Annotated in this window: 23 protein-coding genes; 10 read left to right on the top strand and 13 right to left on the bottom strand. The window is 63.2% G+C overall.

Going from position 1 to position 23,638, the window contains the following annotated elements; all coding sequences use genetic code 11:
• The first annotated feature begins 324 nt into the window (after positions 1 to 324).
• The 5 genes from NKI67_RS13355 to NKI67_RS13335 all read left to right on the top strand — a co-directional run bounded on the left by NKI67_RS13355 (position 325) and on the right by NKI67_RS13335 (position 5,433).
• Positions 325 to 1,860: a DUF2778 domain-containing protein gene (locus NKI67_RS13355; protein ID WP_023677239.1), complete on the top strand. Its 1,536-nt coding sequence runs from the start codon at positions 325 to 327 to the stop codon at positions 1,858 to 1,860.
• A 365-nt stretch (positions 1,861 to 2,225) separates the two neighbouring features.
• Positions 2,226 to 3,011, top strand: coding sequence for a ThuA domain-containing protein (locus tag NKI67_RS13350; RefSeq protein ID WP_352645549.1), 786 nt, complete (start codon positions 2,226 to 2,228; stop codon positions 3,009 to 3,011).
• A gap of 55 nt (positions 3,012 to 3,066) precedes the next feature.
• Positions 3,067 to 4,155: a Gfo/Idh/MocA family protein gene (locus tag NKI67_RS13345; protein ID WP_352576507.1), complete on the top strand. Its 1,089-nt coding sequence runs from the start codon at positions 3,067 to 3,069 to the stop codon at positions 4,153 to 4,155.
• A 16-nt stretch (positions 4,156 to 4,171) separates the two neighbouring features.
• Positions 4,172 to 4,552 carry a GFA family protein gene (locus NKI67_RS13340; RefSeq protein ID WP_352587219.1) on the top strand — a complete coding sequence of 127 codons (381 nt, stop codon included), beginning with the start codon at positions 4,172 to 4,174 and terminating at the stop codon, positions 4,550 to 4,552.
• Between the two features lie 353 nt (positions 4,553 to 4,905).
• The gene (locus NKI67_RS13335; RefSeq protein ID WP_031211934.1) at positions 4,906 to 5,433 is read left to right on the top strand and encodes a c-type cytochrome; all 528 of its coding nucleotides are present in this window, start codon (positions 4,906 to 4,908) and stop codon (positions 5,431 to 5,433) included.
• 447 nt (positions 5,434 to 5,880) lie between these two features.
• Here the strand turns inward: NKI67_RS13335 and NKI67_RS13330 are convergent, their stop codons facing one another.
• Complete coding sequence (locus NKI67_RS13330; RefSeq protein WP_198023562.1) at positions 5,881 to 6,183, bottom strand: hypothetical protein; 303 nt, start codon at positions 6,181 to 6,183, stop codon at positions 5,881 to 5,883.
• Between NKI67_RS13330 and NKI67_RS13325 the strand changes: the two genes are divergently transcribed.
• The 3 genes from NKI67_RS13325 to NKI67_RS13315 all read left to right on the top strand — a co-directional run bounded on the left by NKI67_RS13325 (position 6,172) and on the right by NKI67_RS13315 (position 8,721).
• A complete protein-coding gene (locus NKI67_RS13325) occupies positions 6,172 to 7,458 on the top strand; it encodes a LuxR C-terminal-related transcriptional regulator (protein WP_352645548.1) in 1,287 nt (428 codons plus the stop codon). The genes NKI67_RS13330 and NKI67_RS13325 overlap by 12 nt on opposite strands.
• 130 nt (positions 7,459 to 7,588) lie before the next feature.
• The gene (locus NKI67_RS13320) at positions 7,589 to 8,254 is read left to right on the top strand and encodes a hypothetical protein (RefSeq protein WP_352645546.1); all 666 of its coding nucleotides are present in this window, start codon (positions 7,589 to 7,591) and stop codon (positions 8,252 to 8,254) included.
• A 14-nt stretch (positions 8,255 to 8,268) separates the two neighbouring features.
• Positions 8,269 to 8,721, top strand: a complete 453-nt coding sequence (locus NKI67_RS13315) for a nuclear transport factor 2 family protein (protein WP_352645544.1) — start codon at positions 8,269 to 8,271, stop codon at positions 8,719 to 8,721.
• Between the two features lie 479 nt (positions 8,722 to 9,200).
• On the opposite strand, the gene NKI67_RS13310 is transcribed toward NKI67_RS13315, so the two are convergent.
• Positions 9,201 to 9,293: a LysR family transcriptional regulator gene (locus NKI67_RS13310; protein WP_352473773.1), complete on the bottom strand. Its 93-nt coding sequence runs from the start codon at positions 9,291 to 9,293 to the stop codon at positions 9,201 to 9,203.
• A 74-nt stretch (positions 9,294 to 9,367) separates the two neighbouring features.
• Here NKI67_RS13310 and NKI67_RS13305 point away from each other — a divergent pair, with 74 nt between their 5' ends.
• A complete protein-coding gene (locus tag NKI67_RS13305) occupies positions 9,368 to 9,613 on the top strand; it encodes a hypothetical protein (RefSeq protein ID WP_352645542.1) in 246 nt (81 codons plus the stop codon).
• An 86-nt stretch (positions 9,614 to 9,699) separates the two neighbouring features.
• Here NKI67_RS13305 and NKI67_RS13300 read toward each other — a convergent pair whose 3' ends face one another.
• From NKI67_RS13300 to NKI67_RS13260, 9 genes are all read right to left on the bottom strand, one after another.
• The gene (locus NKI67_RS13300; RefSeq protein WP_502907141.1) at positions 9,700 to 10,428 is read right to left on the bottom strand and encodes an amino acid ABC transporter ATP-binding protein; all 729 of its coding nucleotides are present in this window, start codon (positions 10,426 to 10,428) and stop codon (positions 9,700 to 9,702) included.
• Between the two features lie 29 nt (positions 10,429 to 10,457).
• Positions 10,458 to 11,132: an amino acid ABC transporter permease gene (locus NKI67_RS13295; RefSeq protein ID WP_352645538.1), complete on the bottom strand. Its 675-nt coding sequence runs from the start codon at positions 11,130 to 11,132 to the stop codon at positions 10,458 to 10,460.
• Positions 11,129 to 11,800 carry an amino acid ABC transporter permease gene (locus NKI67_RS13290; protein WP_023720609.1) on the bottom strand — a complete coding sequence of 224 codons (672 nt, stop codon included), beginning with the start codon at positions 11,798 to 11,800 and terminating at the stop codon, positions 11,129 to 11,131. Before NKI67_RS13290 ends, NKI67_RS13295 begins: the two co-directional genes overlap by 4 nt.
• 83 nt (positions 11,801 to 11,883) lie before the next feature.
• Positions 11,884 to 12,672, bottom strand: coding sequence for an ABC transporter substrate-binding protein (locus NKI67_RS13285; RefSeq protein ID WP_352541231.1), 789 nt, complete (start codon positions 12,670 to 12,672; stop codon positions 11,884 to 11,886).
• 121 nt (positions 12,673 to 12,793) lie between these two features.
• Positions 12,794 to 13,957, bottom strand: coding sequence for a saccharopine dehydrogenase family protein (locus NKI67_RS13280; RefSeq protein WP_352569106.1), 1,164 nt, complete (start codon positions 13,955 to 13,957; stop codon positions 12,794 to 12,796).
• Positions 13,954 to 14,457, bottom strand: a complete 504-nt coding sequence (locus NKI67_RS13275; RefSeq protein WP_352569107.1) for an Lrp/AsnC family transcriptional regulator — start codon at positions 14,455 to 14,457, stop codon at positions 13,954 to 13,956. The genes NKI67_RS13280 and NKI67_RS13275 overlap by 4 nt, the downstream gene beginning before the upstream one ends.
• Before the next feature lie 318 nt (positions 14,458 to 14,775).
• Positions 14,776 to 15,819, bottom strand: coding sequence for an acyltransferase family protein (locus tag NKI67_RS13270; protein ID WP_352569108.1), 1,044 nt, complete (start codon positions 15,817 to 15,819; stop codon positions 14,776 to 14,778).
• Positions 15,820 to 16,022: 203 nt separating this feature from the next.
• On the bottom strand, positions 16,023 to 16,748 hold the full coding sequence (locus NKI67_RS13265; protein WP_352569109.1) for a 3-keto-5-aminohexanoate cleavage protein: 726 nt from the start codon (positions 16,746 to 16,748) through the stop codon (positions 16,023 to 16,025).
• A gap of 488 nt (positions 16,749 to 17,236) precedes the next feature.
• The gene (locus NKI67_RS13260) at positions 17,237 to 19,228 is read right to left on the bottom strand and encodes a tetratricopeptide repeat protein (RefSeq protein WP_352645535.1); all 1,992 of its coding nucleotides are present in this window, start codon (positions 19,226 to 19,228) and stop codon (positions 17,237 to 17,239) included.
• A gap of 235 nt (positions 19,229 to 19,463) precedes the next feature.
• Here NKI67_RS13260 and NKI67_RS13255 point away from each other — a divergent pair, with 235 nt between their 5' ends.
• Positions 19,464 to 20,207, top strand: coding sequence for a 2OG-Fe(II) oxygenase (locus tag NKI67_RS13255; RefSeq protein ID WP_352645533.1), 744 nt, complete (start codon positions 19,464 to 19,466; stop codon positions 20,205 to 20,207).
• 30 nt (positions 20,208 to 20,237) lie between these two features.
• On the opposite strand, the gene NKI67_RS13250 is transcribed toward NKI67_RS13255, so the two are convergent.
• Positions 20,238 to 21,593, bottom strand: coding sequence for a sigma-54-dependent transcriptional regulator (locus tag NKI67_RS13250; RefSeq protein ID WP_352645531.1), 1,356 nt, complete (start codon positions 21,591 to 21,593; stop codon positions 20,238 to 20,240).
• A 6-nt stretch (positions 21,594 to 21,599) separates the two neighbouring features.
• A complete protein-coding gene (locus NKI67_RS13245) occupies positions 21,600 to 23,459 on the bottom strand; it encodes a sensor histidine kinase (protein ID WP_352645529.1) in 1,860 nt (619 codons plus the stop codon).
• Positions 23,460 to 23,638: the final 179 nt, after the last annotated feature.

Genomic DNA, 23,638 nt, shown 5'->3' with positions numbered 1-23,638 from the left:
TCATTTCGCTTTCTTGACTCGGCCGACAAAAACGGGCAGCAAAGTCATCATTGGAGGGCAGTTTTGCCAACTATGCAGGTTTTGGAGGGCGTTTTTCGGTGTGACCGTCGCCCAATCGGCGGTCGGTAGAGGGATTGGTTAACCAACTTTGTCCATCTTTTGAATCAATCGGCAACAGACGCAAAGCGTGCTGGGGGCACCAGGCGAACTGTGAATGTCACGGCTGCGAAATCCGCTAGCCGGCATCGGCCGATTGAGAGTGGTTGAATGGCGTTTGTAAGTGCGAAAACCCGGGGTGACAGTCCTGCAACTGGATTGACTTCGATGAGGCCCGGCCTACGCTGGGTCGCGGTTCCGGCCGTCGGCGCAGCCATTGCTTTATGGTCGGTGGCGACTTTGGCCGGCCTTTATTCAGTGGGAACCTCGCTCAGCGCCGCTTCCAACGGTCTCCCGCAAAGCCTGCTCGCGCCGCGCACCATCGCGCTTGCCGATCCTCGCCGCAGCCTTGCAAAGGCGCAGGCCCCGACATGGGCCGCGGCCAACGCGGCGCTGTCGGCCAAGCTGCTGCAGCACGGGTGCGATGCCAACTGCCTGCGGTCGGCGTCGAACTTCGTCCACCAGGGAAAATCGGCCCGCCTCAAGCGCAACACCGTGCCGCTTGTCGCCGATGCGTCGCGGCAATCGAGCTTCGACGACGTGGTCGCCAAGGCCGCGCTGTCGCCGCAAAAGCTTGCCGCCGCCTTTGCCCGTGCCTCAGCCCGCTCTCCCGTCATGCTCGCCAGCCTGCCGGCCCACGCCCGGTTCGCCGAGCCGGTACGCATACCCGACCCGAACGGCCCGGCACCGGTGCGCTTCGGGCCGGAGGTGGCGGAGATCGAACGCTCGTCGCGCCTGGCGCTGGCGCTGGCGAATACATTGCCGGAGCAGATGATCGATGTGCTCCCGGCAGCCATCGCGGCAAGCGAGCCCGCGGCTTCGCAAGAGCCGCAAGAACCTGAGGTCCAGCTAGCCTCGCTGCCGCCGCAAGACGACATGCCCGACAGCATTCCGCTGCCGACGCTGCGTCCGCGGGCGGACATCGATAAGCCGGCCGAGGCGCCGCGGGCTCAAGCGTCAAGAGATCAGGCGCCAAAAGACCAGGCGCCAAGGGCCCAGGCGCAAAAGGATCAAGCATCGAAAACGGAGCCGCCCAAGGCGCAGACCTCTAGGACCGCCAGGGCGAGCAAGGTGCAGACGGCCGACGCTCCGCCGGCCGAGACGCTACCCGGCAGCCTGTCGCCTCGCAATTCGTCACAAGCGGCAGTGCCGGCCGTGTCGGGCAAGCCGGGCAAACGGTCGAAGACGCAGGGCGGCGACATGCTGGCCTATGCCAAGCCCGACATGCCTTCCGGCGGTCTCGGCGGAGCCTTCAGGAACCTGTTCACCACGCCCAACATGGGTACTGGCGTCGCCGTCTACGACATCTCGGCCAAGACCGTCTATATGCCCGACGGCTCGCGGCTGGAGGCACATTCGGGACTGGGCGCGATGGTCGACCAGCCACGCTACGTCCACAAGAAGAATGTCGGCCCGACGCCGCCGGATACCTACAATCTGACGATGCGGGAATCGCGCTTTCACGGTGTCGAGGCGATCCGTCTGACGCCGGCCAGCGGCAGCAACAAATATGGCCGCGACGGCCTGCTCGCCCACACCTACATGCTGCGCGGCGGGCGCGCCGAATCCAATGGCTGCGTCGTCTTCAAGGACTATGCCCGCTTCCTCGCCGCCTACAAGAAGGGCAAGATCAAGCGGCTTGTAGTCGTGCCGCGGCTGTCGAAGCCGCTGACACGCGTCGCCCAAGAGGGGCGAGGCGCTTAGATTGCTCGCGGGCGGCGGAGAATGAAAGCCGCTCTGTAGCGTTCCTTCGCGCCCCCCTCTGTCCTGCCGGACATCTCCCCCACGAGGGCGGAGATCGGCAGTTTTCACGCTCCGCTCATTCCTGCAACGTTGGCGATTTGCGAAAACCGGCGTGATATCCAATCTCCCCCCAAGTGGGGGAGATGTCCGGCAGGACAGAGGGGGGCGCTGTCCCGCCGGCATCGCTGGCTTTGCAGTGTGGACTTCCCCGCCGGATTTCCAACGGATTGTCAGCAGCCGGCCGCGAAACGGTTTTCATTCCCGGCCGAGGATATTATGACTGACCCGTAGGGGCGGCTCCAGCTTCAAACAATCACGAGGACATCATGACAATACGCGCTGTCGTTTGGGGCGAGAACATCCATGAGCGGACCAACGAGGTGGTCGCGGGCATCTATCCCGACGGCATGCATGCGACGATCGCCAATGCACTGAAGCTCGACCCGGAGATATCAGTGTCGTGGGCAACGCTGGAGCAGCCGGAGCATGGGCTGCCGGCCGACCGTCTGGCCGAGACCGATGTCTTGCTGTGGTGGGGGCACAAGGACCATGGCGCCGTCGCCGACGAAGTGGTCGAGCGCGTGGCGCGCCGCGTCTGGGAAGGCATGGGGCTGATCGTTCTCCATTCCGGCCATTTCTCGAAAATCTTCAAGAAGCTGATGGGCACGCCCTGCACGCTGAAATGGCGCGAGGCCGGCGAGCGCGAACGGCTCTGGGTGACCAGCGCAAGCCATCCGATCGCCGCGGAACTTGGCGAGTATTTCGAGCTCGAGAACGAGGAGATGTACGGCGAGCAGTTCGCCGTGCCGGAGCCGCTCGAAACCGTCTTCATCTCCTGGTTCCAGGGCGGAGAAGTGTTCCGGTCGGGGCTGACCTATCGTCGCGGCGCCGGCAACATCTTCTATTTCAGGCCAGGCCATGAGACCTATCCGACCTATCACGACGCCAATGTCCAGAAGGTGCTGCGCAATGCGGTGAGATGGGCGCACAACCCGCAAGGCGCCAATCCGGCCATCCTCGATGCGCCGAACGTGCCGGTGGAAAAGGCGCTCGAGCCGATCGTCGAGCGCGGCGGAAAACTTCATTCCGCCGGCGAAGCCGGCTTCCGCTAGACGACAAATCCATGATCGAACAAGAAGATAAAGCCCTGTCCTAAGGATAAGAATCATGCGTCTGTTGATACTCGGCACCGGCTGGATGGCGGAGGAGCACGCCAGGCAGTTCGGCAAGATCGAGGGCGTCGAACTGATCGGCGCCGTCGATCTCGACCGCACGCGTGTCGACAAGTTTTCGGACATCTATGGTATCCCCAACCGCTTCGCGTCGCTGGACGAGGCGCTGGCATGGGGCAAGTTCGACGCGGTGGCGAACGTGACGCCCGATCGCATCCACCATCCGACCACCATGATGCTGATCGCGGCGGGCAAGCCGGTGCTGTGCGAGAAACCGCTGGCCGAAAATTACCAGAAAGCCAGTGAGATGGCCGATGCCGCCGAGCGGGCCGGCATCATCAACATGGTCAACCTGACCTATCGCAATGTCGCGCCGCTGCAGAGAGCGCGCGCTATGGTGCTGGCAGGCGAGATCGGCACCGTCAGGCATGTCGAGGCGTCCTATCTGCAGAGCTGGCTGATATCCAAGTTCTGGGGCGACTGGCGCACCGATCCGAAATGGCTGTGGCGGCTGTCGCGCGGCCACGGCTCCAATGGCGTGCTGGGCGACGTCGGCATCCACATTCTCGATTTCGCCAGCTATGGCGCGGCGCTCGACATCGACCATGTGTTCTGCCGCCTGAGATCCTTCGACAAGGCGCCCGGCAACCGGATCGGCGAATACGAGCTCGACGCCAACGACAGCTTCACCATGGCGCTTGATTTCAGCAATGGCGCCTTCGGCGTCGTCCATGCCAGCCGCTGGGCAACCGGCCATTTGAACGAACTCCGCCTGCGCATCTACGGCGACAAGGGCGGCATCGAAGTCGTGCACAATCTGACCGGCTCGGAGCTGAAAGCCTGCATCGGCGAGGATGTCGAGAACGCCAAATGGCAAGTTCTGGACGCCGGAACGGTGCCGACCAACTACCAGCGCTTCGTCGATGCGGTCCGCAGCGGCGTCCAGGCTGAACCGTCGTTCCGCCACGCGGCCGAATTGCAGAAGGTCCTAGACCTCGCAGTCGTCTCGGATGAGAAGCGGGCCGAATTGAGCACCGATACGCAGCGATATCGTTCAGGGAATCGTGAGAGGAGCCAGCCATGATCACGCGGCGCGCCGAATGTTCCTGCGCTCAGCTGTCAGCCACCTGCTCGGGCGAGCCGGTACGCGTCTCGTCTGCCATTGCCTGGCCTGCAAGCGACGCACCGGCAGCGCGTTCAGCTTCAACGCGTGGTTTGAGGAAGGTGACGTTTTTGTCCAGGGCCGCTCGGCGGAGTTCACGCGCATTGGCGACGAGGGCGGCCGCGTCATCTACAGCTTCTGCCCGGATTGCGGCACCACCGTCCATTACCGGATCGACACGCAGCCCGGTCTGACCGTCATCCCGGTGGGCGCTTTCGCGGACCCTGCGTTCCCGCCGCCCTTCCTGTCCTTCTATCACGAGAGCCGGCGCTGCCAGTGGGTCGAGGTCCGAACCGAACCTTTGGCGACGTTCGGCTGAAGCCGCCGGCCACAGCCGGCTGACGTTTTAGGTCAAAACCCAATCATTCTGAACGACCGAGTTCGACCCGGTCCGACCGTACAAGGCATTTCAGGCGACGAAGTCGATCCATCACCGTGCGTGGCTCGATCGCGCCAAAACAAGGCATTGTGCGTCGGCTGAGCACGCTCCATCACACTTGCGCTCAACGGGGCACGACAAGTGCCGACGGTCCAATTGATCGCTGATAGTTACTACGTGCTGGCCATGCTAGAATTCAGCGTCCCCGACGCGGTTAAAATCGGGGAATTGCGACCGGTTGACGGCGCGGGAGGTCGACGGACAAACCACGAACAGACCACAGGGAGGAAGCAATGTTTCGGACACCAGTTCATCTTGCATTCTTGACAGCGTCGATTGTTGCCCTGCCATCTTACGCGGCCATGGCCGATGACACACAGATCGCGCGCGGCGAATATCTGGTTACGATTGCCGGCTGCAGCGACTGTCACACATCCGGTTACTTCTTCGGGAAGCCCGACATGTCGCACTTCCTTGGCGGTTCAGATGTGGGCTTCGAGATTCCTGGCCTTGGTGTCTTTGTCGGCCGTAATATCACGCCTGACAAGGAGACCGGTATCGGAAGCTGGACCCCGGAGCAGATCGTCACCGCGATCCAGACCGGCGAACGGCCGGACGGCCGCATCCTGGCGCCGATCATGCCTTGGCGCGATTTTGCGCATCTCACCGCGGATGACGCCATGGCGATCGCGGCATTCCTCCAAAGTGTGAAGCCGGTCAGCCACCAGGTTCCCGGCCCGTTCAAACCCGGGGAAGCGGTGTCGACCTTCATGATGCGGATTATGCCGCCGGGGGAAACCGCAGCCGCTGCAACGAAGTAGGGCGGCTTTGATCGGAACGAGATTTTTCGCCGAATTTTTCGCCGAATAATGGGTGAATGTCCGCCTTGGAGGTGGTGAGGCCGATATCGGAACGGCAGAAATGGGTCGATCGAGCCGTTGCGCGAGGGGAGCTTTGAGAAGCGCCATGAATGTCGCGATATTGGCGCTACCTACTCGTTCCCATCGACGAGACGAATGGCAGCATTCCATCACCGTTCCCGGTCCTCGGCGGCGGACGCGATGAACGGCTCGATTGAGCCCGAAACGAACTTCTGTCACGTTGGTAACCTGGCGCCACCTCCTCAGCAAGATATGTGCTATTCTGAGGCTATGCCCGCGCCCTCCGACCGATCACCCGACAAGTCGCCGGAAGACGGTGCAGTTGCATCGGATCCGTATGCGGAGCTAGCCAATCGCGGCGATTGGTCCAGGCTTCACCGCGAACTGTCAGACAGAGACCGCTGCAGTGAACTTGGCGGCGCCGAGCTCCAGCGCCTCGGGGAAGCCGCCTACATGCTTGGGCGCGAGGAGGAATTCGTTCGGGACTACGAAAGGGCCTTCGAAGAGCATCTCCGGAACGGACGCGAACGATCCGCAGCGCGTTGCGGCTTCTGGATCGGGCTCACCCTGATGTTTCGCGGTGAATTCGCCCAAGGCAGCGGATGGCTGACGCGCGCCAACCGGCTGGTCGAGGATCATACGCAGGAATGTGCAGAACACGGTTACCTTCAGCTCCCAATGGTCGAACAAAGCCTCGCCGCCGACAGTCCGGACGAAGCATTCGCGCACGCAACACGTGCCGCGGAGATCGGACAGCGCTGCGAAGATCCGGACCTCTTGGCTATCGCGCGCCACCTTCAGGGGCGGATATTGATCCTGCGCGGCGACTATGTGCGCGGCTTCGAACTGCTGGACGAGGTGATGGTTTCGGTCACCTCGGGCCGGCTCTCACCAATCGTCACCGGGCTGGTCTACTGCAGCGTGATCGAGATCTGTCAGAAATTTCATGCCACGGGCCGGGCGAGGGAATGGACATCGGCGCTGGTCGGATGGTGCGCGGGACAGCCAGACATCGTTGCCTTCACCGGCAGATGCCTGATCCACCGGGCCGAAATCCTGATCCTCGACGGCCACTGGGACGAGGCCGGCCGCGAGGCCGGTGTCGCCAGCATCCGCCTTCAGCAGGGGCCCTCGAAGCACCACGCCGGTCCGGCATTCTACCAGAAGGGCGAGGTATTTCGCCTCCGCGGCCAATGGGACGAGGCCGATGCCGCCTATCGCGCAGCGAGCAGGCTCGGGTTCGATCCGCAGCCGGGGCTGGCGCTTATGCGATTTCAGCAGGGGCACGAGCAGCCGGCCCTTTCGGCGATCCGCCGCGCACTGCAGTCCGTCGACGACATGCCGGGCAAACTCCGCCTCTTGCCGGCTGCGGTGGAAATCACTCTCGCTGTCGGTTCGGCCGATGACGCTTGGGAGCTGTGCGAAACACTGCACGACTGCGCGCGCCAATATTCCGCGGATGCAGTCCGCGCCGCAGCCGCTGAGGCTACCGCGCGGGTGCTGATCCATGCTGGTCGAGCCGCGGAGGCATTGGCCCATATCCGGCGCGCGGTAGCGATCCTCTGGGAGCTTCGGGCGCCCTATCATCTTGCCCGGATGCGGGTGCTGACAGCGCGGGCCTGTCTCGCAACCGGCGATACTGAAGCGGCGCGGACCGAACTGGACGAAGCGATAAGACTTTTCCGCGAGCTCGGCGCGCGCCCCGACGAAGCCGTTGCCGGCAAGCTGCGGGTCACTATGACGGCGACAGGCAGCGAAGTTCTCACCCCCAGACAGACGCAGGTTCTGCGCCTGATCGCGTCAGGCCTGACCAACCCGGAAGTTGCCGGCGAGCTCGGTCTGAGCCAGCGGACGGTAGACCGTCACGTTAGCGATATCCTGACGCGGCTGAACGTGCGCACGCGCGCGGCAGCCACGGCCTATGCGGTCGAGCACGCCCTGATCGGCATGGACGTGTTTGGGTAATCCTACCCAAGCCAAAATTTCTCGTTGCGTGGGTACTTACGCCGAAGCGGGCAACCGTGGCGCGGGTCTAAACCTCATGGGGTGGTAAAGGCCACAGGACGTTTTCCCGATGCCAACGAATAATAACAGCATGAGCGGGCCGGGCGGTGTCTGGCTCGCCACCGGAACGCTACTGCTGGCGGCTGCGCTCGTCTTTCACGGGCCACCGGACGCGGATTTGTCTGTTCAGATGCAGAATATCGCCGAGGGCCATGGGCGATGGGCTACGGTCCATTGGACGGCGGCAGCGGCGCTGTTCCTGATCGCCGGCGCTTCGTTCCTGAACCTGGCGCTCAACCCCCGGGTCCGGCATTCGCCGATGCTGAGTTCTGCCTGGATGGTGATGGCTCTCGGCGCCCTGACCACGTTCTCCACCGCAGTCGCCGAGGCATCGGTGGTCGCGGTCGCGGCCGACCGGGGTGACACCAACGCCTTCATGACCTGGTGGGCGTTTTCCGGCGGCATGGGTAACGGATTCTGGGCGCTCGCCCTGGCGACAGCGCTTGTCGCGTATCACGACGCCCGCGATGACGTCGGGATACTGCCCCGATGGGCCGCGATCGTCGGCTCGGCGTTCGGTATCCTTTCGGCAACCGGGTGGACACTCGGTGAGCAGCTCGGGATCGGCATCGGAGGTCCGATCTGGCTGATTTCCTCGCTTCTCATGTGCCTGTGGCTCGCGTGGTACGGGCTGTCCTCAAGGAGCGTCCGGTCGGGCAAGCCACAGCACAAAGCGCCTGATCCAGCATCATCTTAAGACAGGAGGAAAAAATGTCCCTTCAAACGAAGGAAATCGAAGCGACGATCCACGACATCCACGAATTCTTCACCGACTGGGTGACGGGCCGATGTCGTGGCGACGATGCGACGTTCAAGAAGAACGCGCTCGACCGGATCAGCGAAGATCTGGTCGCCATCATGCCAGGCGGCAGGGCGTTCGGGAAAAAAGACTTCGCAGGTTACATGAAGAGCATCTACGGATCGAATCCGGCCTTCCGTATCAAGATACGCGACATCCGGATCAGCCATCAAAGCGCCGACCTGGCGGTCGTGAACTACCACGAATGGCAACGCGACGCGAAGGACTCCGATCAACCGAACAATGGCCGGGTCACGACGGTGGTGGTCCGCGATCGCGGCTACAGCCGGGGGCCCGAGATCTTGCAAGTTCATGAAACCTGGCTGCCAGCCGATGTCGTTCAGTCCGCGGATTTCGCGTTCTAAGAAGCGTCGGTCCGAAACGGGCAGAGAAAGGAATTGCGCTGGCGGGACCATCGGCTCTGCCGGCGTCATCGAGCCGGAACTGTGCTTCTTTTCAGCCCGAATTGATCCACATTCAACGTCCGCTAGCCCAGCAAGCTGGCCATTCCATGCGTTCGCATGGAGCGTCGGCTCGCCACCCGTTGCTGCCGCTTGGTCGGCTGAACGCTTCGGCAGATATTAGGCCCAGAGCGGACGTTAACCCGGCGCAAGATTTGATCGCGAACAGCGCGGCCACGTCCGCAGGAGCCAAGAAAGGAACCAGGTCGGCGCTTTGGGCAGGGATTTAGAAAGTATAATTACCTAAGTTTCTGGTACTTTGAGGAAGTTCGGATAGATCATCTGCGGGACATTCAACCGCAACCGGCCGGCAGGCTTTTCGGCAAAGCTTCCCGCATCCCTCATTGCGGCAAGGATGAGCTCCAGCGCCGGTCCTGCCTGGCTCAAAACCTCTCGCCGGCTTCAGTCAGGCTCGTCGCCCTCGTGGTCCGCGTCAGAAGGGTCGCGCTAAGCCGCGCTTCCAGTTGCCTGATCATCTTGCTGATCGCCGACGGCGAGACCCGAAGTGTCTTGGCCGCGGCCGTGAAGTTGGCCGGCGCCGCTGGTTCGCATGTTTCTTGGCGAACAGACGCCCGAAGCAGCGTTGGCCGCAGCCGACGATCCCGTCCCGGTCCCGGCCAAGAAACGCGGAAATCTATGCGAGGCCAATCTCTATGTCGCGGAGTTTTACCGGCTCGACGGCCGTGACGATGAAGCCTTGCGGCGGTACCGGCTTGCGGTACGCGACTGCCCCCACGACTTCATCGAATATGTCGCGGCAGGCAAGGCACTGCGCGCGCTCGGTGTGTCGCCATAGTGCGCCGCTGCGGATGATTCATTGTAGGCTCGTGCGCAACCTCGGCGCAAAGGCGACGGCAGGTTCGGTGCGTATTGTCGCTGCTGTCAATGCCGCAGGATCTTGCTCAGAAAAGCGCGGCTGCGGTCGGTCTTCGGGTGCGAGAAGAACTCGTCCGGGGTGCCGCTCTCGACAATGGCGCCGGCGTCCATGAACACGACGCGCTGGGCGACCTTGCGGGCAAAGCCCATCTCGTGCGTCACCACCATCATGGTCATGCCTTCCTCGGCCACCGCGACCATGACGTCGAGCACTTCCGAGATCATCTCGGGATCGAGCGCCGAGGTCGGCTCGTCGAACAGCATGATCTTGGGGCGCATGCCGAGGCAGCGCGCGATCGCCACGCGCTGCTGCTGGCCACCAGACAGCTGCGCCGGATAGGCGTTCACCTTGTCGGCGAGGCCGACCTTGGCGAGCAATTCGCGCCCGGCCTTCTCGGCTTCAGCGCGCGGGATCTTGCGGACATGGATCGGCGCCAGGGTGACGTTCTCGAGCGCCGTCTTGTGCGGGTAGAGGTTGAACGACTGGAAGACGAAGCCGATCTCGGTGCGCAGCCGCGTCATGTTGGTGGCGGGGTCGCCGAGGCGCTGGCCGTCGACCGTCAGGTCGCCGTCGCGGATCGTCTCCAGCCCGTTGATGCAGCGGATCAAGGTGCTCTTGCCCGAGCCGCTCGGGCCGCAGACGACGACCACTTCGCGCGGCTCGACGCTCAGCGTGATATCCCTGAGCACGTTGAGCTGGCCGAACCATTTGTTGACGCCGCGAAATTCGATCATGCCGGTGCCATTTTTGCTGGGGTTCGACATCACAATTGCACCTCGCCATGCGCCGCGCCCATGCGTTGCTCCAGCCGGCGGGCCAGCATGATCAGGGGGTAGCAGACGATGAAGTAACTGAGGCCGACGAGGAAGAAGACCAGCAGCCCATTGGGTACACGCTGCACCACCAGCCAGCCGACGCGGGTGAGGTCGGTGAGGCCAATGGCCGAGACGACCGAGGAATCCTTGATCAGCAGCACATATTGCCCGACCAGCGGCGGCAGCACGATGCGCATCGCCTGCGGCAGCACCACCTGGCGCATGCGCTGCCAGCGCGACAGGCCGGACGCAAGTGCTGCCTCGACCTGGCCTGATGGCACCGAGCGGATGCCGGCGACGACGATCTCGCAGATGAAGCAGGCGGCCAGGTTGGTCAGCGCGATGATGCCGGCGGTGAAGGCGTCGAGCTCGATGCCGAGTTCCGGCAGGATGAAGAAGATCAGGAAGATCTGCACCAGGAACGGCGTGCCGCGGATCAGGTCGACCCAGGCGCCGATCGCGCCGCTGATCAACCGGTTGCCGCCGGTGCGCAGGATGCCGAGGCCGAAGCCGAGCAAGGTGCCCAGCACCAGGCTGATCAACGACAGCACCACGGTCATGCCGAGGCCGCGTAGCGCGAGAGGATAGCTGCCGGCGACGCTTTGCAGCTGCTGCCAGATCATGTCCGTGCCCCCGCCAGGCCGAGCCAGCGCCCGGAGAGCGCCGCCAACCCCTTCAGCCCGTAATAGAGCAGCAGGTAGAAGGCGGCGATGGTGATGAAACCTTCGGCCGGCATGAAGCGGTCGGAGGCGAGCAATTGTCCGGCGCGCGTCAATTCGGCGACCGAGATCAGCGACAGCAGCGCGGAATCCTTGACCAGCACGATCGCCTGTCCGAGCAGCGGCGGGATCGTCACCTTGAACGCCTGCGGCAGGATGACGAGGCGCATGCGCTGGACATAGGTCATGCCCGAGGCGACGCCGGCCTCGACCTGGCCGCGCGGGATCGACAGGATGCCGGCGCGGATGATCTCGGCGACGTAGGCGCCGCTGTTCAGCGACAGGGCTAAGATGCCGACGACGAGCTCGGGCAGGACGAAGCCGAGCCGCGGCAGGCCGAAATAGAGGAAATAAAGCTGCGCCAGCAGCGGCGTGGCGCGCACCGCGTCGATATAGGCCTTGGCCGGGACGCGGAACAGCCGGCCGCGCTGCAGGTTCATGGCGGCGAGCACGATGCCGACGGCGAGTGCGCCGGCAAAGGAGAGGACAGACAGCCACACGGTCGTGACGAGGCCCTGCCCGAACAGGGGCAGATATTCGACGATGGTGCGGAAGCTGAAGTTTTCGAGCATGGTGGGGCGGGGTTCCTCTAGCGGACAAGCGACTTCGGACGGTTTCGTGAACGCGCGCGAAACCGCCCGAAATCTATTGCCGCTTAGTGATCCTTCTTCCAGGCGTCGGAATTGACCCAGTAATCGAGGTTCTTCTGCAGGCGGCCGTCGAGGCTGACCTGGTCGAGGAACAGGTTCATCCAGACCAGCAGGTCCTGCTCGTCATAGCGCGTGGCGAAGGCCAGCGGCTCCTTCGACAGCATGTCCGGCATGATGATGAAGCTGCCGGCCGGGTAAGCGGTTGACTGGCCCTTGACCGCCGAGACGTCGTTGACGCCGCAATCGGCCTGGCCGTTGTTGACGGCGTCGAGCAACAGCGGGCCGCCGCCCTTGTAGCTCTTGATATCGGCATCGGGGAAGGCGGCCTTGGCTTCCTTCTCGCCGGTGGCGCCGAGCAGCACCGCGATCTTGGTGCCCTTGGCCTTGCAGTCCTCGGTGGACTTGAAGGCGGTCCCAGCCTTGGTGAAGACTGTGCTGCCCGTGTACATGTAAGGCTTGGTGAAGGCGACCTTCATGCCACGCGCCAGTGTCGGGGTCATGTCGGCGACCAGAAGATCGGCCTTGCCCGACAGCAGCGCCGGGATCAGGCCGTCCCAGTCGAAGTCGAGGAAGGTGATCTTGACGCCCATTTCCTTGGCCATCAGTTCGGCGAGTTCGACCGAACTGCCGGTGCGTTCGCCGGCAGCACCCACCAGCGAGAAGGGCGGGCCTTGCGTCTGCACGGCGACACGCAACTCACCGCGCTTGGTGATCTCGTCGAGCGTTCCCGCACTGGCGGCAGCGGTAAGGCCAGCGAGCGCAAGGCCGGCGATGAAAAGCTTGGCAATCTTCATTTGGGCATTCCTCCTTGTTGTCGTTTGTTGTTCCACTTGTTGTTTCACCCCTTTGATTTCCGTTGGGGGGCGCTTTTGAGCGGCGGCGCCGTTGCCGGCGGCAACCACCGTTCGAAAATCTTCAATCCCAGCTCACCGTTTCGGCGACATTGATGCCACGCCTGGCGAGCTCATCGAGGAAGCGGCCATCCGGCACATGCAGCAGCGGGTTGAGCAGGCCGGGCGTGGCGATCTCGCGCCGTGCCAGCATCTGCGCCACGATGCTGGCGGGATAGCCGACGCCAAGGCTCATGCCGAACAGGCCGGAGGCGAGGTCGCGTTCGATGACCAGCTCCGAGGTCACCGTCTTGCGGCGGCCGCCTTCGCTGCCGACAAAGACGTTGCGCATGACGCAAAGGTCCTTTTCGTCGGCGCCATATTGCAGTTGCGGGCCAAGCAGCCGGCCGAGGAATTCGCGTGGGCTGGCACCGGTGCTTTGCACCTTGTCCTCGGACAGGAAGCCGAGCTGCTTCAGCGGCGCCCAGAACGCCGACCAGCCGGGCCAGCGAAGCGAATAGCGGCCGGAGCGCTGCAGCCCCTTGGCGGCGGCGAGCATGCCGGCATAATGCGGCGCGTCGCCATTGGGGAAGGCTTCGAGCCTGCCCAGTCCCGCCACCTCGATCTCGTGGATGAAACGATTGTCGTGCTGGCGGGCGGCCGGCACATCGACCCGTTTGCCGTCCTCGACCAGCACGCTGTCGCGGTTCTGGCTGACCAGAACCATGTCGAAATTCCAGCTCACCTTGTAGCGCAGCGGCTCGACCACCGCCTTCGGCTCGGGAATGCCGCCGCAGTAGGAATCGATCGCGGTGATGGTGTCGAACTGGCTGGCGGCGCGCGCGTAGAGCACCAGGTCGATGCCGGGGTCGAGCCCGCATTCGGTCACGATCGACACGCCGGCCTTTTCGGCCTCGGGAGCGAGATCGGCGATGGCCTTGCCGTAATTGGTGGTGACCAGCGGCGTGCGCGTCGCGATCGCCGCCTGCACCGCGTCGCGCATCAGCGGCTGCGGCAACAGGTCGATGACCGCACCGACGTCCTTCATCACCTCGGCCAGCGCCGGACCGATCGCGCCCTCCGGCACTACAAAACGCACGCGGGCAAGGTCGGTCAGGCCGCCGAGCCGCGCAGCGCCGCCGGTTGCAGTGTCGACGCAGACCACTTGCTCGACGCCGTCGCTGGCAACGAGGTCGGCGATAGCCGCCCGGCCTTGCAGGCCGAGCCCGCCGAGAACCGCGATCTTCATGCCATTTCCTTCCGCGTCTCGTCCGACCAGCAACCTTCCGGCAGGCTGACCCATTTGTTGCAGGACGCCATGACGACGAAAGTCTCGCTGCGCACGACCTCGCCCGGCTCGCCGGCGCCGGGGATCAGCTCGCTGGTGACGCGGTAGAGATCGGCGACATCGCCGGCCACGGTCACGTCGACGATGATGTCGAAGCGCCCGGTGACGACGGTGGCCGAGTTCACGAAAGGCAATTCGGAGATGCGCTGCGCCAGTTCCCGGGCCCGGCCGCGCCCTTGCGCGTTGATGCCGACGATGGCCGAGATCAGTTCGGGGCGCTCGGTCAGGTTGAGCAGCCCAACGATCTTGAGCAGGTTGCGGTCGAGCAGGTTGCGCAGCCGCATGCGCACCGTCGGCACCGAGATCGCCATCTTCTCAGCAAGGCGGTTGACGCCAAGCTGCGCGTCCTGCGACAGCAGCTTGACCAGTCGCCGGTCGGTCTGATCGAGATGTTCCCGCAAACGCTCAGGCTTTCATAAAAGGAAAGAAACGATTGGATTTTCTTTCAGATATGAAAATACCTTATGAGAGATTTTTAACAACGGCAAGAGCCATGTCATCCGCCATGGCTCTGTGCCTGTCGGCAATTTTCGTCGAGTGCGCCACATTTTGTTCTTGCTTTGTGCCGGCAGCTATGCTATTAATTTGGATATGGTGCCAATTTGGCTCCAACGACCCGTCCTCCCGAGGCGGGTTTTTGTTTCCGGATCTTTTGAAGGTTCAGCGCCGCCGGTCTAAGATTGGCGGGACAGCGTGGTTCCGCGGGGCGCAGCCGCAACTCATGCCTTCACGTGACGGGCGGAAAGGCTCATCCGCGAAATGGCCAAAATCGGCTTTTCAACAAAACTGTAGCTGGCCAGGGAGACGGCAATGCAGGCGGTGACAATAACCATGCCAGCAAGCCATGGTGATACGCTGACGCTTGCAACGACAGGAGCGGTCGCAAGCAGCACGATAGGATGCGTCAGATAGAGAGAGTAGGAGGCATCGCCCAACCTTGCCAGCAGGCGAGGAGCAAAAAGCCGGAAGTAGCTTTCCAGGCTGATGCAACCGGCGACAAGGATCAAGGCCGGGATTCCCTGAGCAAGGGTTCGCGGCAAGTTGAAGCCAAGTACCATCACCAGCATGGACACGATGGCGAACACGAGCGCCGAGACACCCAGGACGGTCGGCAAACGCGCCAGTCTGCCGACCAGGTGGCCGAGCGCCATGCCGGCAAGGAACTCAAACAGGATTGGCGTGGTATAGAAAAACAGCACAGTGTCGGCGGCGGGTTTGAAGACGATGCGCGCCGCTACGGCGATTGCAAAGACAACGCCGACCATGGCCATTTGCGTCAGCGTGCCGAAACGCATAGTCGCTGCGAACAGAATGTAAAACAGGATTTCCAGATTGAGCGTCCAACCCACGCCAAGCACCGGTTGGACATAGCCTGTGACCGTATCGAGATAGGCTATGAAAAGCAGGCTATTGGTGATCTGCTCAAGAAACACTGCACGACCGGCAAACAACCAAAGTGCGGCGACCATAAGGAAGGTCATAACCCAATAGAACGGAACGACGCGCGTGAAGCGCTGCATCAAAAAAGCACGGTGGTCGGCGCGTCTGTTCTCTGTCGAGAGAACCATTACAAAACCACTAATGACGAAAAACAGGTCGACGCCGCTGTTTAGAACGGGAATACGCAGATCGAGCATGCCCAGCGCGGCCGGAAGATGATAGATAACAACCATGAGAGCTGCCAGCCCCCGCAGTACCTGTATCGATGTATACTGTTGAATCCGACGCGGCGCAGCGTGATCATTCTGTGGAATGATGTTCATCAAAAAATGGTCCCCGGTGCAGGAGAGCATTAACATACGTGATCGTTGATGTGCCGATTAATTGTTGGTTTAATTAACACGTGAAGGTTTAGATAAGTTTTATTGATATAGCGTGCCGCCACACTTATGCTCGGCCGACTTTGGCCTGCCTCGTTGCCAAACTTGGCATCTCCCCAGTGAAGAGGAGATTGGCCGTTCCCGCGCTAACGGCTGGACTCGAAGATAGCGACGGCTGCCGCTGTCAGCGCAGCGTTACCGGGTGATACTGTTCCATCAGGAAGCTCCTTGCCGTCTTCCAGTCCGACGCGCGTCGACCAACGGCGTTCCGGCGCCTGGTGCACGAAAGGCCAGACCGTGGCGTCGGCGCCGTGCAGCAGGATTGCCCGGCGCATTCCGGCGCCGTCGAGCACGGCGGCGATATCGTCGCTGATCTCAAGCGCAGCGTCCGGCTCCTGCTCGGAGATTTCGATCAGGATGCGCAGCACGCGGTTGCCATGGTCGAGGCTCACCAGGCGTTCGGCGTCGGCAACGGAGGCGAGCCCGGCCTCGATGCCAATGCCGCGCTGGCGCAGACGGTCCATGACTGCCGGTGCTGCATTCTCGCTGAGATTGACCGAGGCATAGTCGGGCAGCTCGCTCCAGCCGGCGATCGCAACCAGCGTCCGCTGGTCGTCGTTCTCGATCCAGGCACCCGTCGACACGCCAATCAGCGTCCCCGGGCAGGCGCGGCGGAGCGCCAGCACCGTCCGATCCATCGCCGCCGGAGCCAGGCTTTCCCGACCGTCCAGCCCGCGGGCATGAACATGCAGTTCGGCGGCGCCGGCAGCGATGCAGGCCGCGCCGTCACGCGCCATGGCCTCCGCCGTCAGCGGCAGTTGCGGGTGGAAATCGGCGCTGCGCGCGCCATTGATGCAGGTCTGGACGATCATGCCAGGGGCAGTCCGGTTGCGGTTGCTGCCAGTCTAGCGCGGGCCAGTGAAAACCGGAATCGCGCTGGCGAAGGCTCCTGACATATGGACGCGGCACAGCCTGAATCAATCTGGCAGAATGCACCTCTATCGTGTTGTTCGCCTTAGTCTTCTTAGCAAACGAACATCCGTCGGGCAGAGTTACGGCGAAACACCCAACTCGCGTAATGCAGCGTTGGCGGCACGGTATTCGATAAAACTCTTTGGACAATAGCTGACCGTATGCCTTGCTCTGTCGCATCCTCGATCATGCGCGTGCACGCGGCGATCCGCGTGCTTGCCTCGACCTCATCATCGCTGACGCAGTCGCTGCTGGCGGCCAGCGCCGGAAGCCCCGTGACAAGCAGGAGGATGAGACCAGCCAGCGTGCGCCAGAAAAACCTGTGCCGTTCTCGAACCGGTCCGGTCAATTCGCTCCTCGGGTCATCAAAAAGTCTTGGAAATTGTCTTCACGGAACCGCGCCCAACTCGTGCAGAGCGGCCTTGGCCGCAACGTATTCGTAATATTCCGCGGGGCAATCGCTGGCAGCGACCCGGTAGAGCCGCAAGGCTTCGTCGTCATGTCGTTGCAGCCGATCGAACTCGGCTATGAACAGATTCGCCTCGCACAGATTGCCGCGTTTCTTGGCCGGGTCCGGGTCGTCGGCTGCCGCCGATACCTCGGCCGGCGTCAGTTCTCCAAGCAGCATGCGAACCGCCGGCGCCGGCCATTTGGTCATATCGAGCTTTTCAGTCGCTTCCTTCAAGTGGCCCGCCGCGCCGCTGCGACGCTCGGTCATCTCCAGCCAGATCGCAAAATAGGCATTGTCGGGCTTGAGCGTGGCCGCCTGTCCCAAATCGGCTTGCGCCTTGGCCAGCGCGCCGGAATAGAAGAAGAGAATGCCACGGCCAAGATAGGCATAGGCATATTTCGGATCGAGGCTGATTGCCTGATCGTAGTCGGCGGTCGCGCGGGCGTAGTCGCCCTTTGCCGACCAGACGAAGCCGCGGCCGTCGTAACCAGGGGCACCTTTCGGATCGAGGCTGATCGCCTTGTCGTAGTCGGCGATGGCGCGGTCGTCCTCGCCCTTCTTTTGCCAGATCCGGCCTCGGTTCCTGAAGGCTTTGGCATGTGCTGGATCGAGCATGATCGCCTGGCCGTAGTCGGTGATGGCACGGTCATTGTCGCCCTTGCGTGCCCAGGCATTGCCTCTGTTGTCGTAGGCAGTTGGGTCTTTAGGATCGAGCGTGATTGCCTGGCTGAAGTCGGCGATGGCGCCATCATAGTCGCCCTTGTCAGACCAGACGAGGCCCCGGTTGTACCAGGCATTAACGTTTTTTGGGTCGAGGCTGATTGCCTGGGTGTAGTCGGCGATAGCGTGGTCGTCGTCACCCTTCTTCTTCCAGGCAATGCCACGGTTGTTGTAAGCGGTGGCGTCCCGGGAATCGAGGCCGATCGCTTGGTCATAATCCGCGATAGCGCGGTCGTAATCGCCCTTGTGTTTCCAGGCAACGCCTCGATTGTTGTAAGCACTAGCGTCCTGAGGATTGAGGCCGATCGCTTGGTCATAATCGGCGATGGCGCGGTCGTAGTCGCCCTTGTGCGACCAAGCCACGCCTCTGTTGTAGTAGGTGCTGGCGTCTTTCGAGTCGAGGCTGATCGCTTGGTCGTAATCGGCGATGGCGCGGTCGTAGTCGCCCTTGCGTGCCCAGGCGATGCCTCGACTTTGATAGGCATCGACATCGCGAGGATCGAGGCCGATCGCCTTAGCGTAGTCGGCAATGGCTCGGTCATAGTCGCCTTTTAGTACCCAGACAGCACCACGATTGCTGTAGGCTTTGGCGTCTTTCGCATCCAGACTGATCGCCTGTTCGTAGTCGGCGATGGCTCGGTCGTATTCGCCCTTCTGTTTCCAGGCAACGCCACGGTTGTTGTAGGCTCCCGCATTTTTAGGATCGAGGCTGATTGCCTGGTCGTAGTCGGCGATGGCACGATCGTAGTCGCCCTTGTCTGCCCAGGCGTTGCCCCGGTTGCTGTGGGCATCGGAATGCTTCGGGTCGAGGCTGATGGCCTGACCATAGTCTGTAATGGCGCGGTCGTAGTCGCCCTTGTGCTCCCAGGCGACACCTCGGCTGTTGTACGCCTCGGGGTTTGTCGGGTCGAGGCTGATCACCTGGCCAAAATCGGCGATGGCGCGATCATTTTCGCCCTCCTCGACCATTGTGGCGCCTCTGACATAGTAAGCACCGGCGAATTTCGAATCGAGGTCGATCGCCTGGCCCAAATCTGCAATCGCACGGTCGTAGTCGCCTTGTGATGCCCGTGCCTCGCCGCGCTTGTAGTAGGCAGTCGCGCGGTTGGCCACAGGCTCCGTGGGATCCTCGATCATGCGCGTGCAGGCGGCGATCCGCGTGCTGGCCTCGACCTCGTCGTCGCTGACGCAGTCGCTGCTGGCGGACAAGGCCGGGAGCGCCGAGACCAGCATGACGACGAGGCAAACGAGGAATTGCCGGACTGCCCCGTCCCTTTGTCGAACCCGTCCGATCAAATCGCCCCCCATCGCGGCAAGCCCAGCTGCATTGTATTCAACGAAATCCCCGAGACAATCGCTAACGAGCTCACCCGGCAAGAAACGGGTGGTCCGCGCGCGCCGTTTCACCCATCTCAATGACAGAGAAGCCACAGGAGGCGAAGCCATGACCATCCATTCGATAGGCGCGAAAGCGGCGGTGAAATCGGCGGAGCTGCGCGTTGCCGGATATGATTGGCGGACGCTGGCCGATGAGCTGAGCGGCTATGGCTGCGCGGTGATGGAAAAGCTGCTGACGCCGCAGGAGTGCCGGCAGATTGCCGAACTTTATTCGGACGAGAGCCATTTCCGCAGCCATGTCCATATGGCGCGGCATGGCTTCGGCAAGGGCGAGTATCGCTATTTCCGCTATCCCTTGCCCGACTTGATCGGCGGCTTGCGCACCGCGCTCTATCCGCGCCTGGCCGCGGTCGCCAACGACTGGAACGAGCGCATGGGTATCGCGCAGCGCTATCCCGACGAACACGCCGCGTTCCTCGAGCAATGCCACGAGCAGGGCCAGACGCGGCCGACGCCGCTCCTGCTGCAATATGCTCCCGGCGACTTCAACTGCCTGCACCAGGATCTCTACGGCGATCTGGCGTTCCCGTTGCAGGTCGCGATCCTGTTGTCCGAACCAGGCAGGGATTTCACCGGCGGCGAGTTCGTGCTGACCGAGCAGCGTCCGCGCATGCAGAGCCGCGCCGAGGTGGTGCCGCTGCGCCTGGGCGATGCGGTCGCCTTCGCGGTCCACAATCGTCCGGTCCAGGGCACACGAGGCAATTACCGGGTCAATCTCAGGCACGGCGTCAGCCGGCTTCGCTCCGGCATGCGCCACACTGTCGGCATCATCTTCCACGACGCCAAGTAACCGAGCCGCCCGGTCGAGGCCCGGCGGCGGTTACCTGGAAAAATCGCTGCGCACGATGCCGTGGCGCTGGAGCTTGTCGTAGAAAGTCTTGCGCGGAATCCCCAGCGCTTCGATCGTGCGCCTGACGTCGCCGTCGTTGCGGCCAAGCGTCTCGCGGATGATGTCGGCCTCGTAGCGCTCCAGCCGCTCCGGCAGCTTCATGGCGGCGTTCGATTCGGTCGGGGCAGGGGGTTGTGCTTCGGCGCCTTCCTCCAATCCAAGCACGAACCGCTCGGCGAAATGCGCCAGTTCGCGCACATTGCCCGGCCAGTCATGGTCGCTCAGATGGCGATGCACCGAAGCCGGCACTGCAGGCACCTGGCGGTGGAAACGGGCGGCGGCGCGCTCGGCGAAGTAGAAGAACAGCAGGGCGACGTCGTCGCGGCGTTCGCGCAGCGGCGGGATCGAGATCGTCACGACGTTGAGCCGGTAGTAGAGGTCCTCGCGGAAGGCGCCGCGCTGGCGCGGATCGCCGAGATCGACCTTGGCGGCGGCGACGACGCGCAGATCCACCGGCCGCACCTCGTTGGTGCCGAGCGGGGTGACCTCGCGCATCTCCAGCACGCGCAGCATCTGCACCTGTGTCGAGACCGGCATGCTTTCGATCTCGTCGAGGAACAGCGTGCCGCCGCTGGCATGCTCGATGCGGCCGATCCGTTTCTTCTGCGCACCGGTGAAGGCGCCGGCCTCGTGGCCGAACAACTCGCTCTCGATGACGGTCTCCGGCAGCGTGCCGCAATTCAGCGCGACGAAATTGCCCTTGGCGCGGCGGCTCCAGCGATGCAGAAGGCTTGCCACCACCTCCTTGCCAGAGCCGGTCTCGCCGGTCACCAGCACATCGACGTCGGTGTCGGCGATCTGGCGTAGTGTGCGGCGCAGCCTGTCCATCGCCGGCGTCTGGCCGATCAGCGGCAGGCCGTCCTGCGCCTCTCCGGCCGCCTCGCGCAAGGCGCGGTTCTCCATCACCAGGCGGCGCTTTTCCGCTGCGCGGCGCACGCTCTGTACCAGCCGGTCGGCGGCGAAGGGCTTTGTGATGAAGTCGTAGGCGCCGTCCTTGATCGCCTTGACGGCCATGGCGATGTCGCCGTGGCCGGTGACGAGGATGACGGGAATGTCGGCATCCAGCCGCAGGATGCGATTGAAAAGCTGCAAGCCGTCGATCTGAGGCATGCGGATATCCGACACCACGACGCCGGTAAAACCGGCGTCGAGCCCGGCCAGCGCCTCGGCCGCCACCGCAAAGGCGGAGACCGAGAAGCCGGCAAGCTCCAGCGTCTGCACGGTGGCCTTGAGGAGATCGCGGTCGTCGTCGATCAGGATCACCGGCGCGGCATTATCGTTCGTCATGATGGCTTACGCTGCTGTCTGGAGATGAATGGTGAAGCGGGTGCCGCTGTCGTCGCTTGAGACCTCGATGCGGCCGCCATAATCGGCGACGATGTCCTTCGAGATGACGAGGCCAAGGCCAAGGCCTTTTTCCTTGGAGGTGTTGAATGGCGTGAACAGCGATTTGAGGATCGCGGGTGGAATGCCGGGTCCGTTATCGGACACGCCGACCGTCACGCCGTCCGCGGTCTCCTCGACCGACACCTGCACATGAGCGTCGTCGCGGCCGTCGAGTGCTTCGAGCGCGTTCTGGAAGAGGTTGATCAGCACCTGTTCTAGCCGCACCCGATTGCCCATGACCTTGAGGCTCGGCGGCGGCAGGTCGATGGCCAATGCGTCGAGCCGGCCGGCAAAGCGGCTTCTCAACAGCATGACGGCGCCTTCGATAACACCACGTAATTCGACAGGCTCGGCGGCGGTGCGGCCCTTGCGGGCAAATGCCTTCAACTCCTCGGTGATTGAGCCGATGCGTTCGGTAAGGGCTGCGATAGCGCCGAGGTTTTCCTCGGCCGGCCGGGTCTGCTTGCGGTCGAGGAAGGTGCGGGCATTGTCGGCATAGGCGCGTATGGTGGCGACCGGCTGGTTGATCTCATGGGCGACGCCGGCAGCGACCTGGCCGAGGATGGCGAGGCGGTTGGCCTGGACCAGATCCTGCTGCACGATTTGGAGCTTGGCTTCCGTGCTGCGGTGGCCTGTTATCTCGGCCTGCAACCGGTCGCGGGCGCGGCTCAAATCCTCGGTCCGTTCGACGACGCGGCGTTCGAGTTCGGTGCGGGCCGCCTGTTCGGCGGCAATCCGCATCTGCGCCGACTGCCGGCGCCACAACAGATACGCGGCAAGGCCGAGCAGCGGGACGACGACGCCGAGCGCCAGAAGCCGCATTTCGCGGACGGCGGCGGCGATCGGCGCTTCAGCCGGGATCAGATAGTCGAGCCGCCAGGGGGTCGAAGGGATCGGTGTTGAAAGGCTGAGATACTCCGTGTCGCTGCCGCCGGGCGTCACCGCGTGGACGATCGACACATCCGGGCTGAGCGCCTGCGGGTGCATGATCGGCAACGGAACAAGTGGCGCGTCGCCGAACTGTTGGCTGTCGCGGATCGCGGCTTGCTTAGGTGCGGCCAGCGGTGCGGTTGTCATGAAGCGCCAGGACGGCACGCTGGTGATCAGCACGACGCCGTTCTCGTCGCTGACATAGGCCGGGCCGTTTGCCTCGCGCCAGTCGGCTTCGAGCTGGTCGAACTCCATCTTGACGACGACGACGCCGAGCGGTGCGTCTGTGTCGCCGACGCGCCGCGAAATGTAGAGGCCGGGGCGCTTGCTGACATTGCCGAGCGCAAAATACTCGGCGGTTCCGGCCTGCATCGCGCCGGAGAAATAATCGCGGAAACGGTAGTCATTGCCGACGAAGCTGATCGGCTCGCGCCAGTTGCTGGAGGCGATCGCCAGTCCATCGGTGCCGACGACATAGAGTACCGACGCCTTGGTGCCGGAGACCAGCCCCTCGAGCTTGCGGTTCAGCACATCGATTGCCGCGGCATTCTTCTGCGACAGCGCGTCACGCACTTGCTGGTCTGCGGACAAAAGCAGCGGCAGGGCGCGCGGGCTTTCGAGCACCGCGCGCAGCAGCGCGACCTTCAGATTGGCGTCGGTACGCCCCTGCGCCGCCAGGGTCCCGACCTCGGCGGTGCGGCCGTAGAGGCCGGCGCCGTAGAGCGCTGCGGTGACGATCAGCAGGGCGACGGCCGCAAACAGCAGCCAGGCTCGGCGCGCCCGCCTGGCGAGTTGCTCGGGCGTCGAAGACAAGGCACCGGCGGGGCGTTGCAGCATCGCCCATTTGTGCATGAACTCGCACAAAACACAATTCGACCTATGCGGAGAGTCGCACTTGACCATGCGTCCGGCAGTGCGGACGTTTGCGAATGCTCAATAAAATCAATGCTGAAGCACTCTTCTGCGTATCTGGCACGGGTGTTGCAAACACGAATTCAGCAGTCGCGAGGCTGCTG

It is taken from the genome of Mesorhizobium sp. M0408 (genome assembly GCF_040321495.1).
GTDB lineage: Bacteria > Pseudomonadota > Alphaproteobacteria > Rhizobiales > Rhizobiaceae > Mesorhizobium.
The sequence above is the reverse complement of the archived record's forward strand: the minus strand, read 5'-3'. Positions and strand labels throughout refer to the sequence as shown.

Coding starts and splice junctions, on each gene's coding strand:
- NKI67_RS13355 (WP_023677239.1), top strand. CDS start 325: ATGAGGCCCGGCCTACGCTGGGTCGCGGTTCCGGCCGTCGGCGCAGCC.
- NKI67_RS13350 (WP_352645549.1), top strand. CDS start 2,226: ATGACAATACGCGCTGTCGTTTGGGGCGAGAACATCCATGAGCGGACC.
- NKI67_RS13345 (WP_352576507.1), top strand. CDS start 3,067: ATGCGTCTGTTGATACTCGGCACCGGCTGGATGGCGGAGGAGCACGCC.
- NKI67_RS13340 (WP_352587219.1), top strand. CDS start 4,172: ATGTTCCTGCGCTCAGCTGTCAGCCACCTGCTCGGGCGAGCCGGTACG.
- NKI67_RS13335 (WP_031211934.1), top strand. CDS start 4,906: ATGTTTCGGACACCAGTTCATCTTGCATTCTTGACAGCGTCGATTGTT.
- NKI67_RS13325 (WP_352645548.1), top strand. CDS start 6,172: ATGGTCGAACAAAGCCTCGCCGCCGACAGTCCGGACGAAGCATTCGCG.
- NKI67_RS13320 (WP_352645546.1), top strand. CDS start 7,589: ATGAGCGGGCCGGGCGGTGTCTGGCTCGCCACCGGAACGCTACTGCTG.
- NKI67_RS13315 (WP_352645544.1), top strand. CDS start 8,269: ATGTCCCTTCAAACGAAGGAAATCGAAGCGACGATCCACGACATCCAC.
- NKI67_RS13310 (WP_352473773.1), bottom strand. CDS start 9,293: ATGATCAGGCAACTGGAAGCGCGGCTTAGCGCGACCCTTCTGACGCGG.
- NKI67_RS13305 (WP_352645542.1), top strand. CDS start 9,368: ATGTTTCTTGGCGAACAGACGCCCGAAGCAGCGTTGGCCGCAGCCGAC.
- NKI67_RS13300 (WP_502907141.1), bottom strand. CDS start 10,428: ATGATCGAATTTCGCGGCGTCAACAAATGGTTCGGCCAGCTCAACGTG.
- NKI67_RS13295 (WP_352645538.1), bottom strand. CDS start 11,132: ATGATCTGGCAGCAGCTGCAAAGCGTCGCCGGCAGCTATCCTCTCGCG.
- NKI67_RS13290 (WP_023720609.1), bottom strand. CDS start 11,800: ATGCTCGAAAACTTCAGCTTCCGCACCATCGTCGAATATCTGCCCCTG.
- NKI67_RS13285 (WP_352541231.1), bottom strand. CDS start 12,672: ATGAAGATTGCCAAGCTTTTCATCGCCGGCCTTGCGCTCGCTGGCCTT.
- NKI67_RS13280 (WP_352569106.1), bottom strand. CDS start 13,957: ATGAAGATCGCGGTTCTCGGCGGGCTCGGCCTGCAAGGCCGGGCGGCT.
- NKI67_RS13270 (WP_352569108.1), bottom strand. CDS start 15,819: ATGAACATCATTCCACAGAATGATCACGCTGCGCCGCGTCGGATTCAA.
- NKI67_RS13265 (WP_352569109.1), bottom strand. CDS start 16,748: ATGATCGTCCAGACCTGCATCAATGGCGCGCGCAGCGCCGATTTCCAC.
- NKI67_RS13255 (WP_352645533.1), top strand. CDS start 19,464: ATGACCATCCATTCGATAGGCGCGAAAGCGGCGGTGAAATCGGCGGAG.
- NKI67_RS13250 (WP_352645531.1), bottom strand. CDS start 21,593: ATGACGAACGATAATGCCGCGCCGGTGATCCTGATCGACGACGACCGC.
- NKI67_RS13245 (WP_352645529.1), bottom strand. CDS start 23,459: ATGCTGCAACGCCCCGCCGGTGCCTTGTCTTCGACGCCCGAGCAACTC.